Below are 11,618 nucleotides of genomic sequence, written 5' to 3' on the forward strand. Positions count from 1 at the left end.
CGTGAACAAAGCTCAGTCGTCCCTGCTCAGCCCAACGATCCGCCGCCAATCCCTCGGCCTGGGATTGCTGGCGCTGTTGTTGTTTATCGCCGGCAGTTGGCACCAGGCGATTATCGGTTTCGACTCACGCTTCGTGGTGTTTGCCCAGGAGATGCTGCGCCATGGGCCGGGCTTTTTCCCCACCACGTACGGGCAGCCGTATGCTGATTACCTCGCCACCTCAACGCTGATGACCTGGCTGTTGTCGCTGCCCCTGGGCCAGGTCACCAGCCTCACGGCCTGGCTGCCGACGGCCATGGCTTCGGCAGTGATCGTCACCCTGGTGTATCGCCTGACGGCGCCCTACTCCCAGCGTTGGGGGCTGCTGAGCCTCGCGCTGCTGTTGCTGAGCAGTACCTTCATCAGTGAAACCCGCGCGGTTTCCCTCGACCAGATGCTCGCGGCCATCGCCTTGGCGGTGTTCTACCTCGGTTATGCCCATGACCATTTCGGCGGGGGGAAACGCCTGCACTGGCTGTACCTGCTGCTGATCCTTGGCTTTGCGATTCGTGGGCCGATCGGGCTGGTGATTCCTACGGGCGTGCTGTGCAGCTACTACCTGATCAACCGGCAATGGCGACAACTGTTCAGTTTCGGCCTGCTGGCCCTGGCGCTGCTGGTGGCCTGTGTCGGCCTGCTGCTGCTGATGGCCAAGCTCAGTGGCGGCGAGAGCTTCATGCAGGATGTGATCCGCATGCAGTTCCTGGGGCGGATGGACGGCAGTGAAGGCTCCAGCGGCGCGTTGTACTACTTCACCAGCTCGCTGGGCAATTACGCCCTCGCCTATCCCGTGGCACTGCTGGTGCTGCTGGCGGTCGCGGTCGGTCGGCGACGCGTACCGACGCCCGCGTTGCAACTGGTGCTGTACTGCGCTGCCGCTGGCTTTCTGGTGATGCTGGGCCTGTCGATTCCCCAGGCAAAGAAGGCCCGCTATGTGCTGGCGATGTTGCCGATGGCGGCGATCATTGCGGCGTACCCGTTCCAGGTCGTTGAAGGTCGTCTGTTTGCATGGCTGCGCGGGCTGATGCTGGGTGTCTGGACACTGCTGCCAGGCCTGCTGATCGTTGGGCTGGTCTTCGCGCGGCCACGTTATCCGGAGCAGTTGAGCCAGCTGGGGCCGGTGTTTGCCGTGCTCGGGCTGTTGCAAGCCTTGGCATTGCTGGCGTTGTTCAGGGCTCGTCTACGGCCGTTGGGGCCGGCGCTTGCCGCCGTCCTTGCGGTGTGGGCAACGTATATAGCAGTGGTCGAACCGCTCGAACGCAGCATCTACGACACCCGCACCTTTACGCTCCAAGTGCATGAGCAGGTCCAGCAACAGCGCGCCCCGGTGGTATTGCACGGCTTGGGCAAAGACGCCAAGGCGATCAAATTCATGGTTAACCTCGACTGCGATCAGGTGCCGTTGTTTACCCGACAAGCCTCTGACCTGGCGCCGTTACGAGGGCCGGCATGGCTGGTGATGAGCCAGGAGGATTTCGAAGGGCTCAAAGACCCGCGATTTGCCTCTATCACACCAACGTTGACCGGCGAGTTCGACCGAAACCCCTATGTGCTGCTGTACCTGGCCAAAGCCACTCAACCTTGAGTTGCGACGCAGAAAGATCCTACGAAGCTATGCGTAATGGCTGGTGTCATTTCACTTTCCCGCGTCTGAAACCCAACTGTAAACTCGATGGCCACGTGCGGTAACTGTCTACCGCCACAGGCCATGGATAACAACAAGGACGCTATGAGCCGCAGCCAGCACCGCGGCTCACTTCGCGAGAGGACAAACCGTGCCAAATGACCGTTTACCGGATACCCCAACTTCCCTGGCCCGTGATGAAGTGCATATCGGCTACCTGTCCGCTCCGCCGCTGGATCGGCTGATGTGGCTGCGCAATGCCCTGGTGGCACTCAAAGGTCCCCTCGCCGGCGAGCCAGCGCTGCAGGAGAACCTGCAGAGGCACTTGTTCAATGAAGAAACCGATAATCGCGTACTGGGCAAGCTCAATCCTGCTGTCACTTCGTAATAAATTCATTATTTTTGTATTTAACCCTCATTAATATGCATTGGCGCTGACCTATCTGGCACGGCACACTGCGCAGTGTTCCTCCCCCGAATGCAGGAACTTTCAAAGGGCTTTTCCGGGCAACCAGACAAGCCTTTTTTTTGCCCGCCGTTTATGGATTTCTTTTCAATGCTCGCTCGCTGGTTTCCCGCTGCTATCAATACCCGCCCCGCCGAATGGAGCCGTGCCGCGATTGGCATGGCCTTGGGTACATTATTCAGTGTATGGCTCTGCGCCCAGGTCTTCGGCATGGAGGTGGCGCTGCACCTGCTCGGTCCGTTGGGGGCTTCAGCGGTGTTGTTGTTTGCGGTTTCGTCCGGTGCGCTGGCGCAGCCCTGGTCGATCATCGGCAGCTACCTGTGCGCCGGTGTCGTGGCGTTGCTGGTGGCCCGCGTCCTTGGTCGCACCCTGGGCGGTGCTTGCCTGGCAGCTGGCATGGCCGTGGTGCTGATGTGCTGGCTGCGTTGCCTGCATCCGCCCGCCGGCGGCCTGGCCATGGCCCTGGTATTAGCCGATCCTGCCTCCGCCGCCCTGGGCTGGCACGAATTGGGTGCTGTACTACTCGGTGCCGGTGCCCTGCTGGCCTGCGCGCTGGCCTACAACAATGCCACCCGAACACGCTATCCCAAGGGCGCTGCCGAGGTTGCAACGGCTATCCTGCCTGACCCCAAGGCGGCACGAGACCCGGCCATTACCGCTGCCGACTTGAAATTGGCACTGGCCGAGATGGAGCAGTTCTACGATGTGGCACCCACGGAGCTGGAGCAATTGATCCACGCCGCAGAAACCCACGCTCGGCGCCGCAGTATTGGCGAAGTGCTGGCAAGTCGCGTGACCTGAGCCCAGGCCCGGAACCCTGCATAAATGCAAAAACGACCTGCATGATTCCGGGTTGTACTGTGCAAATTTGCACTGGTACTCTCACGAGAGTGTTCGCACACGAACATCTTGATAAAGAACAATAAAAGCAGGGAGTTATAGATGACTGCTCAGGTTTCAAGCGAAGCAAGCAGTGCCAATAGCCTTGAGGAAGACGTACTGGCCGAGGTACGCAACCATATCGGCCACCTCACCCTCAACCGCCCCTCCGGCTTGAACGCCCTCACCCTGGGCATGGTCCGCCGCCTGACGCAACAACTGCAGTCCTGGTCAGACGACCCACAGGTGCATGCCGTAGTCCTGCGCGGTGCGGGCGAAAAGGCTTTCTGTGCCGGCGGCGATATCCGTTCCCTGTACGACAGTTTCAAACGCGGCGACACCCTGCACGAAGAATTCTTCGTCGAGGAATACGCGCTGGACCTGGCCATCCACCATTACCGCAAACCCGTACTGGCCCTGATGGACGGGTTTGTCCTGGGCGGCGGCATGGGCCTGGTGCAGGGCGCGGATTTGCGTGTCGTGACCGAGCGCAGCCGCCTGGCGATGCCGGAGGTGGCGATCGGTTATTTCCCGGATGTCGGTGGCAGCTACTTCCTGCCCCGTATTCCCGGTGAACTGGGCATTTACCTCGGCGTTACCGGCGTGCAGGTCCACGCGGCAGACGCCCTCTATTGCGGTTTGGCCAACTGGTACCTGGACAGCGCCAAGCTGGCCAGCCTCGACCAGAAACTCGATAGCCTGCAATGGCACGAATCGCCCCTCAAGGATCTGCAAGGCGTGCTGGCCAAGCTCGCCGTGCAGCGGCTGCCCGACCCGCCGTTGGCCGAATTGCGCCCGGCTATCGACCACTTCTTCGGCCTGCCGGACATTCCGAGCATCGTCGAGCAACTCCAGGAAGTTACGGTCGCCGACAGCCATGAATGGGCATTGAACACCGTCCACCTGATGCGCACCCGCTCGCCCCTGGCCATGGCCGTGACCCTGGAAATGCTGCGACGCGGCCGGCGCTTGCCGTTGGAGCAGTGCTTTGCCCTGGAACTGCACCTCGACCGCCAATGGTTCGAACGCGGCGACCTCATCGAAGGGGTCCGCGCGCTGATCATCGACAAGGACAAGAACCCTCGCTGGAACCCGCCGACGCTCCATGGACTGGACAAAAGCCACGTCGACAGCTTCTTCCATCACTTCGAGCAGGTTGCGAAATAAGCCATGCAAGACATTGAATACACTGAAGAACAGATAATGATTCGGAACATGGCGCGCGACTTCGCCCGCGGCGAAATTGCCCCCCACGCCCAAGCCTGGGAGAAAGCCGGCTGGATCGACGACGCCCTGGTGGCGAAGATGGGTGAGCTGGGCCTCTTGGGCATGGTAGTGCCGGAAGAATGGGGCGGCACTTATGTCGACTACGTGGCGTATGCCCTGGCGGTGGAAGAGATTTCTGCCGGTGATGGCGCCACCGGCGCGTTGATGAGTATCCATAATTCAGTGGGTTGCGGGCCAATCCTCAACTACGGCACAGATGTACAGAAACAAACCTGGCTGGCCGACCTCGCCAGTGGTCAGGCGATTGGCTGCTTTTGCCTGACCGAACCGCAGGCCGGCTCCGAGGCCCACAACCTGCGCACCCGGGCCGAACTGCGCGATGGCCAGTGGGTGATCAATGGCGCCAAGCAGTTCGTCAGTAACGGCAAGCGCGCCAAGCTGGCGATTGTATTTGCCGTAACCGACCCGGACCTGGGCAAGAAAGGTATTTCCGCGTTCCTAGTCCCCACCGACACCCCAGGGTTTGTAGTCGATCGCACCGAACACAAGATGGGTATTCGGGCCTCGGATACCTGCGCAGTCACCCTCAACCAATGCAGCGTGCCCGAGGCCAACCTGCTCGGCGAGCGCGGCAAAGGCCTGGCCATCGCCCTGTCCAACCTCGAAGGCGGCCGCATCGGCATTGCCGCCCAGGCGCTGGGCATCGCCCGTGCGGCCTTTGAGGCGGCGCTGGCCTATGCCCGCGACCGGATGCAGTTCGACAAGCCGATCATCGAGCACCAAAGCGTGGCGAACCTGCTGGCAGATATGCAAACCCGTCTGAACGCTGCCCGTTTACTGATCCTGCACGCGGCGCGCCTGCGCAGTGCCGGCAAGCCCTGCCTATCGGAAGCGTCCCAGGCCAAGCTGTTTGCGTCGGAAATGGCCGAGAAAGTCTGCTCGAGTGCGATGCAGATCCATGGCGGCTACGGATACTTGGAGGATTACCCGGTGGAGCGTTACTACCGGGATGCGCGGATCACGCAGATTTACGAAGGGACCAGCGAGATCCAGCGGATGGTGATTGCCAGAGAGCTCAAGCACTACCAACTCTAACTGACACACTACACAACCAATGTGGGAGGGGCTTGCCCCTCCCACATTTGATCTTCAGTGCTTGAAGGATCGCTTACTTATCCTTGAACTCCGGTGCACGCTTGGCCACAAACGCCGCCATGCCTTCCTTCTGATCCTGCGTCGCGAACGCCGCATGGAACACTCGGCGCTCAAAGCGCACGCCTTCGGACAGGCTCACTTCAAACGCACGGTTCACGCTTTCCTTGACCATCATGCTGATCGGCACCGACTTGCCGGCAATCAGCGTGGCGACTTTCAGTGCCTCGTCCAGCAGTTCATCGGCCGGCACGATGCGCGCCACGATCCCGCAGCGCTCGGCTTCCACCGCATCGATAAAACGCCCGGTCAGGCACATTTCCATGGCTTTTGCCTTGCCCACCGCGCGAGTCAGGCGCTGGGTGCCGCCCATGCCCGGCAGCACGCCGAGGTTGATTTCCGGCTGGCCGAACTTGGCGCCGTCACCGGCCAGGATGAAATCGCACATCAGCGCCAGTTCGCAACCGCCGCCCAGGGCGAAGCCGTTGACGGCGGCGATGATCGGCTTGCGGCGGTTGGCCACGCGGTCGCTGTCACTGAACAGGTCATCGAGGTAGATCTGCGGGTAGGTCAGCTCGGCCATTTCCTTGATGTCGGCGCCAGCGGCGAAGGCTTTTTTCGAGCCGGTCAATACGATGCAGCCGATTTCCGGGTTGGCTTCCAGGCCATCCAGCGCCTGGTTCAATTCGCTGACCAACTGTGCATTCAAGGCGTTCAGGGCTTGCGGACGGTTGAGAGTGATCAGCCCGACGCGGCCCTGGATTTCGAGCAAAATGGTTTCGTAACTCATGTATCGGCTCCTTAGAGATTGCGTGAGATGACCATGCGTTGGATATCGCTGGTGCCTTCATAAATCTGGCAGACCCGCACATCGCGGTAGATCCGCTCCAGGGGGAAGTCGCTCAGGTAACCGTAACCGCCGAGGGTTTGCAAGGCTGCGGAACAGACTTTCTCAGCCATTTCCGAGGCGAACAGCTTGGCCATCGAGGCCTCCACCAGCGCTGGTTTGCCACTGTCACGCAGGGCGGCGGCGTAATGCACCATCTGCCGCGCTACGGCGATTTGCGTGGCCATGTCGGCCAAGCGAAAAGCCACGGCCTGGTGTTCAATGATTGGCTTGCCGAAGCTTTCGCGCTCCCGGGCATAATCGCGCGCCGCCTCAAAGGCGGCACGGGCCATGCCCACCGACTGGGAGGCGATGCCGACGCGACCGCCTTCAAGGTTGGCCAGGGCGATCCTGTAGCCTTCGCCCTCCTGCCCAAGACGGTTAGCCACCGGCACCTTCACATCCTCGAACAGGATCTGGCAGGTATCGGAGGCATGCTGGCCGAGCTTGTCCTCGATACGGGCCACGCTGTAGCCCGGCGAATCGGTAGGCACGATAAACGCACTGATGCCACGCTTGCCCGCTGCCGGGTCGGTGACGGCAAACACAATCACCACCCCTGCGTTTTGCCCGGAGGTGATGAACTGTTTGCAGCCGTTGAGCACGTAATGGTCGCCGTCCAGGCGCGCGCGGGCTTTCAGGCCACTGGCATCCGAACCGGCTTGCGGCTCAGTCAGGGCGAAAGCACCGAGCATGGCGCCGCTGGCCAGGGGCTTGAGGAAGTGCTCTTTCTGCTGATCGTTGCCGAAGGTCAGGATAGGCACACAGCCCACCGAGTTGTGCACGCTCATGATGGTGGAGCAGGCGCCGTCACCGGCGGCGATTTCTTCCAGGGCCATGGCGTAGGCCAGATAACCCGTGTCGCAACCGCCCCACTGTTCCGGCACTAGCATGCCGAAAAAGCCCAGTTCGGCCATCTCGCCGATGGCTTCCTTGGGAAAGCGATGTTCGCGGTCCCACTCGGCGGCAAACGGTTTGAGCCGTTCCTGGGCAAATTGCCGGGCCGCGTCGCTGATTTGCAGTTGTTCGTCATTGGGCAGCATGGGGGTAGGTCCTTAATACAGGCATTCGACGGCCATGGCCGTGGCTTCACCACCGCCAATACAAATGGCGGCGACGCCACGCTTGAGGCCTTTCTGGCGCAGGGCCGAAAGCAGCGTGACCAGGATCCGCGCGCCGGACGCGCCAATCGGGTGGCCCAGGGCGCAGGCGCCGCCGTGGACATTGACCTTGGCATGGGGGATTTCCAGTTTGCTCATGGTCACCAGGCTGACCACGGCAAAGGCTTCGTTGATTTCGAACAGATCGACCTCGTCGAGGCTCCAGCCGGTCTTGCTCATCAACTTGCGAATCGCCCCCACCGGTGCCACCGGAAACAGCCCCGGTTCATCGGCAAAAGCCGCGTGCCCATGGATCACCGCCAGCGGCTTGAGCCCACGCTTTTGCGCCTCGGACTCACGCATCAGCAGCAATGCTGCCGCGCCGTCGGAAATCGAACTGGAATTGGCCGCCGTCACCGTGCCGCCTTCGCGGAACGCCGGTTTGAGGCTGGGGATTTTTTCCGGCTTTGCCTTGGGGGGCTGTTCGTCATGCAGGATGGTTTTCTGCTCTTTGCCGACGGTGACCTGTACCGGGACAATTTCGGCGGCGAAACTGCCATGGGTGATTGCCTCCTGCGCACGGGTCAGCGAAGCGATGGCAAACGCATCCTGCGCCTCACGGCTAAAGCCGTTCAGCTGCGCGCACTCCTCGGCAAAGGTCCCCATCAGGCGGCCCTTTTCATACGCATCTTCCAGGCCGTCGAGGAACATATGGTCGATGACGCGGCCGTGGCCCATGCGATAGCCGCTGCGGGCGCGGTCCAACAGATAGGGCGCGTTGGACATGCTTTCCATGCCGCCGGCGATCACCACGTCGACACTGCCGGCCAGCAGCGAATCATGGGCCAGGATCGCCGCTTCCATGCCCGAGCCGCACATTTTGTTGAGGGTGGTGCAACGCGTGGATTTGTCCAACCCGGCGCCCAGGGCGGCTTGACGCGCAGGCGCCTGGCCCAGGCCGGCGGGCAGCACGCACCCAAACAACACCTCATCCACGGCGTCGGCGGCGATGCTGGCACGCTCGACCGCCGCACGGATGGCGGCAGAGCCCAGTTGCGGCGCAGTCAGGCCCTTGAGGTCGCCCTGGAACCCGCCCATGGGCGTGCGCACGGCACTGACAATCACGATGGGATCATTCATGGGTAATCCTCCTTACTTGGCCGCCATGCGCAAGGCACCGTCGAGACGGATCACCTCGCCGTTGAGCATGCTGTTTTCAATGATGTGCCGCACCAGCGCGGCGTATTCGACAGGCTTACCCAGGCGTGGCGGAAACGGCACGCCGGCGGCCAGGGAGTCGCGCACGTCCGGGGTCATGCCGGCCATCATCGGGGTTTCGAAAATGCCTGGGGCGATGGTCATCACGCGAATGCCGGAGCGCGCCAGCTCCCGTGCGGCGGGCAAGGTCAGGCTGGCTATCGCGCCTTTGGAAGCCGCATAGGCAGCCTGCCCGATCTGCCCGTCGAACGCAGCCACCGACGCGGTGTTGATGATCACCCCGCGCTCGCCGTCGGCGTTCGCTTCAGTTTCGGCGATGGCCGCTGCCGCCAGGCGCAGCAAGTTAAAGCTGCCGATCAAGTTGACGTTGATCACCTGGGCAAAGCTGGCCAGCCCGTGGGGGCCACTCTTGCCGAGGATCTTTTCACCGCGCACCACCCCCGCGCAGTTGACCAAACCATGCAAACCGCCAAACGCCGCGACCGTTGCCTGCACGGCGGCTTCGGCAGCGGCTTCCTGGCTGATATCCGCCACTGCGCTGCGGGCGTTGTCGCCGAGCTGCCTGGCCTTGGCCGCCACGGCGTCGGCATTCAAATCCACCAGCATGACCTTGGCGCCGGCCGCGACCAGCATGTCTGCGGTGGCCGCACCAAGGCCGGAAGCGCCGCCGCTGACCAGAAAAATCTTGTTCTCAATCTGCATTATTGGTTCCTTGAACGGTCGGTATCGTCGAAATAGTCGCTCTGCCACGCTACGGCAGCAATGGTCAAAGCCTTCAACATGGCTGACTGGTTTGGCCAATCATCGACCGCGCTGATCGGCCGGTCAGTCCAAGCGATTGGACGCCCGGCTTGCAAGCTCCTAACCTGAGAGCCTGCGCCACCGAAGAAGTCCGCCCACCGATGATCGTACGTCCCAAACCGAACCTGCTGGGCATCCTGTTTTCGCTCAAGGGCTCGATTGCCAAGCGCATCGCCCTGCGTAGCCTGCTGGTCACGCTGCTGGCGTCGGTGATCGTGTTGGTGGAAACCCTGCACCCGGCGTATTTCTCCAAGGTCAACGCGACACCCTTTACGTTGCTCGGGCTGTCGCTGTCGATCTTCATGAGTTTTCGAAATAACGCCTGCTATGACCGCTGGTGGGAAGGCCGCAAGCAACTGGGGCAGATGATCATCGAGGTGCGCTCGCTGATTCGCGAGACCCAGGTGCTCACTGACCCCGCGGAGCGTGGGCGCTTGCTGCGGGGGCTGGGCGGCTTCGCCCACGGGCTGGTCGCGCGTCTGCGCCACGAAGACGAAGCCCGGGCGATAAAGCCGTGGGCCAGCGTGGAAGCGAGTCATCCCAACCTCCCTGACCGGGTGCTGCAACAGCTCGGCGCGCGATTTTCCGCTTTGGCCGAGCAAGGCGCCATCAGCGAATGGCGTTACACCCAGTTGGAAACCCGCCTGGTCAGCCTCAGCCAGGTACAGGCCGCGTGCGAGCGAATCAAAAGCACGCCGCTGCCCTTCCCTTACACCTTGCTGCTGCACCGCACCATTTACCTGTTCTGCATTCTCTTGCCGTTCGCCATGGCCGAACCCCTGGGCTGGCTGACGCCGGTGTTTACCGCCATCGTCAGCTACACCTTCTTCGGCCTCGATGAAATCGGCGACGACCTGGAAGACCCTTTCGGCTTTGACGAAAACGACCTGCCCTGCAATGCGATCCTGCGCACCCTGGAGCGTGAGCTGCTCGCCGCCCTCGGCGAAACCGACCTGCCACCGGCCCTGGAACCGGTGGAATACGTGCTGACCTGACACGGGTTTGACACCTGCCGTGGTCTGACCGAAGCTTGCGACTTTGCTTCTTCAGCTTTCGGACACCTGCATGTCAAAGTCACGCCGTTACTCCATCGTCGGCCTGTGCGCCCTGTTGTTGATTGTGCTGATCACCTGGTATTTCTCCCGCACCACCCAGGCCGTGCCTCCCGCCATTGCCCATGGCTACTCCAAAGCCCTGAAACAGGCACATAACGGTGAACCGGGCGCCGCGCGTGTGCTGTATCAGCAACTGGGCCGGCCGGACCTGTCACCCGAGCGCCGCGCCGCCTTGCATGCCGAATTGCCCAACTACCCCAGCCCCCAAGCCTTGAAGCTCGCGGACAAGGACCTCAGCAGCGAATCGCCGCTGGTGCGCGAGGCCGCCATCCACAGCATCGTCGGCCTGGTGCCCACCGGCCAGCGCACGCTGTTGCTCGGCCCAGTGCTGGATGACCCCGAACAAAGCGTGCGTTTCACCGCCGCCAACGCCTTGCTCGGCCTGTCGCCAGACACCCTGGGCCTGTACTTCGGGCCGTTGCAGCAGGTGTTGGACGAGTTCGTGAAAAAGCTCAAGGCCGAGCCCGAAACCGCCGAAGGCTGGATTCAACTGGCGCGCCTGTACATTCACAGCGCCCTGCTGCCAGACGCACAAAACGCCCTGGAACAGGCCATGCGCTTGCAGCCGGACAACCTGCAAGCGGTCGTGGCGCAGATCGAACTGCTGGATAAACAAGGCAAGACCGACGAGTCCCGCCAACTGTTGGCACGGCAACTGGCGGCGCATCCTGAGTCGGCCTACCTGCAGCACGCCCTCGGCATGTGGTTGCTGCACCACGGCGAGCGTCCCTATGCGCTGCTGGGTCTGTCCAAGGCGGTGGAGTTGGAGCCGGACAACCAGGATTATCGCTATGACCTCGCCACCACCCTGCACGCCCAGCAAGAATTGGAAGCCGCCCAGCGCCAATTGGAGGAAATCATCCAGCGCCATCCGGCCAATCGCAAGGCACGGGTGCTGCTGGTCAACTATTGGAAAGAAAGCGGTCAACTGCAGAATGTGCAGGTGCTGCTCGCCCAGCTCGAACAGCAAAACCCTGACGATCCGGCCCTCCAGCAAGGCCTGTAGGCGCAATAATCACGCATCAGTTTGAACCGCCGCAAAGCGCTACGGTCAAGAGAACATGGCACGTCCACCTGGATGCGCATCCTCTACTCGTATGTGACCTGAGGG

11 protein-coding genes are annotated in these 11,618 nt (G+C 62.0%); 7 read left to right on the top strand and 4 right to left on the bottom strand.

The window, feature by feature from the left end; all coding sequences use genetic code 11:
• Nucleotide 1: 1 nt before the first annotated feature.
• The 5 genes from FBY10_RS21605 to FBY10_RS21625 all read left to right on the top strand — a co-directional run bounded on the left by FBY10_RS21605 (nucleotide 2) and on the right by FBY10_RS21625 (nucleotide 5,330).
• Nucleotides 2-1,624, top strand: a complete 1,623-nt coding sequence (locus tag FBY10_RS21605) for a glycosyltransferase family 39 protein (protein WP_145337827.1) — start codon at nucleotides 2-4, stop codon at nucleotides 1,622-1,624.
• Nucleotides 1,625-1,895: 271 nt separating this feature from the next.
• Nucleotides 1,896-2,051 (top strand): type VI secretion system contractile sheath small subunit, encoded by a 156-nt coding sequence (locus tag FBY10_RS31545; RefSeq protein ID WP_256663573.1) that lies wholly within the window; start codon nucleotides 1,896-1,898, stop codon nucleotides 2,049-2,051.
• A gap of 168 nt (nucleotides 2,052-2,219) precedes the next feature.
• On the top strand, nucleotides 2,220-2,930 hold the full coding sequence (locus FBY10_RS21615) for an HPP family protein (protein ID WP_145337825.1): 711 nt from the start codon (nucleotides 2,220-2,222) through the stop codon (nucleotides 2,928-2,930).
• Between the two features lie 141 nt (nucleotides 2,931-3,071).
• Complete coding sequence (locus tag FBY10_RS21620) at nucleotides 3,072-4,175, top strand: enoyl-CoA hydratase/isomerase family protein (RefSeq protein ID WP_145337824.1); 1,104 nt, start codon at nucleotides 3,072-3,074, stop codon at nucleotides 4,173-4,175.
• Between the two features lie 3 nt (nucleotides 4,176-4,178).
• Complete coding sequence (locus FBY10_RS21625; RefSeq protein ID WP_145337823.1) at nucleotides 4,179-5,330, top strand: acyl-CoA dehydrogenase family protein; 1,152 nt, start codon at nucleotides 4,179-4,181, stop codon at nucleotides 5,328-5,330.
• A gap of 73 nt (nucleotides 5,331-5,403) precedes the next feature.
• Here FBY10_RS21625 and FBY10_RS21630 read toward each other — a convergent pair whose 3' ends face one another.
• The 4 genes from FBY10_RS21630 to FBY10_RS21645 are packed head-to-tail and all read right to left on the bottom strand — an operon-like array spanning nucleotide 5,404 to nucleotide 9,293.
• Nucleotides 5,404-6,177, bottom strand: coding sequence for an enoyl-CoA hydratase (locus tag FBY10_RS21630; protein WP_145337822.1), 774 nt, complete (start codon nucleotides 6,175-6,177; stop codon nucleotides 5,404-5,406).
• An 11-nt stretch (nucleotides 6,178-6,188) separates the two neighbouring features.
• Nucleotides 6,189-7,316 (bottom strand): acyl-CoA dehydrogenase, encoded by a 1,128-nt coding sequence (locus FBY10_RS21635; protein ID WP_131696259.1) that lies wholly within the window; start codon nucleotides 7,314-7,316, stop codon nucleotides 6,189-6,191.
• Nucleotides 7,317-7,328: 12 nt separating this feature from the next.
• Nucleotides 7,329-8,513, bottom strand: a complete 1,185-nt coding sequence (locus tag FBY10_RS21640; protein WP_145337821.1) for an acetyl-CoA C-acyltransferase — start codon at nucleotides 8,511-8,513, stop codon at nucleotides 7,329-7,331.
• Nucleotides 8,514-8,525: 12 nt separating this feature from the next.
• Entirely contained in the window at nucleotides 8,526-9,293 is a 768-nt protein-coding gene (locus FBY10_RS21645) for an SDR family NAD(P)-dependent oxidoreductase (RefSeq protein WP_145337820.1), read from the bottom strand.
• 200 nt (nucleotides 9,294-9,493) lie between these two features.
• Between FBY10_RS21645 and FBY10_RS21650 the strand changes: the two genes are divergently transcribed.
• Both FBY10_RS21650 and FBY10_RS21655 read left to right on the top strand, forming a co-directional pair.
• Nucleotides 9,494-10,387: a bestrophin family protein gene (locus tag FBY10_RS21650; RefSeq protein WP_131696643.1), complete on the top strand. Its 894-nt coding sequence runs from the start codon at nucleotides 9,494-9,496 to the stop codon at nucleotides 10,385-10,387.
• A gap of 70 nt (nucleotides 10,388-10,457) precedes the next feature.
• Nucleotides 10,458-11,513 (top strand): tetratricopeptide repeat protein, encoded by a 1,056-nt coding sequence (locus FBY10_RS21655; protein WP_145337819.1) that lies wholly within the window; start codon nucleotides 10,458-10,460, stop codon nucleotides 11,511-11,513.
• Nucleotides 11,514-11,618: the final 105 nt, after the last annotated feature.

The organism is Pseudomonas sp. SJZ103, from assembly GCF_007828335.1.
In the GTDB taxonomy this organism is placed as follows: Bacteria; Pseudomonadota; Gammaproteobacteria; order Pseudomonadales; family Pseudomonadaceae; genus Aquipseudomonas.

Excerpts from the sequence above, each read along its gene's own strand:
- FBY10_RS21645 (WP_145337820.1), bottom strand. The coding sequence starts at position 9,293 with ATGCAGATTGAGAACAAGATTTTTCTGGTCAGCGGCGGCGCTTCCGGC.
- FBY10_RS21655 (WP_145337819.1), top strand. The coding sequence starts at position 10,458 with ATGTCAAAGTCACGCCGTTACTCCATCGTCGGCCTGTGCGCCCTGTTG.
- FBY10_RS21620 (WP_145337824.1), top strand. The coding sequence starts at position 3,072 with ATGACTGCTCAGGTTTCAAGCGAAGCAAGCAGTGCCAATAGCCTTGAG.
- FBY10_RS21635 (WP_131696259.1), bottom strand. The coding sequence starts at position 7,316 with ATGCTGCCCAATGACGAACAACTGCAAATCAGCGACGCGGCCCGGCAA.
- FBY10_RS21640 (WP_145337821.1), bottom strand. The coding sequence starts at position 8,513 with ATGAATGATCCCATCGTGATTGTCAGTGCCGTGCGCACGCCCATGGGC.
- FBY10_RS21625 (WP_145337823.1), top strand. The coding sequence starts at position 4,179 with ATGCAAGACATTGAATACACTGAAGAACAGATAATGATTCGGAACATG.
- FBY10_RS21630 (WP_145337822.1), bottom strand. The coding sequence starts at position 6,177 with ATGAGTTACGAAACCATTTTGCTCGAAATCCAGGGCCGCGTCGGGCTG.
- FBY10_RS21615 (WP_145337825.1), top strand. The coding sequence starts at position 2,220 with ATGCTCGCTCGCTGGTTTCCCGCTGCTATCAATACCCGCCCCGCCGAA.
- FBY10_RS21650 (WP_131696643.1), top strand. The coding sequence starts at position 9,494 with ATGATCGTACGTCCCAAACCGAACCTGCTGGGCATCCTGTTTTCGCTC.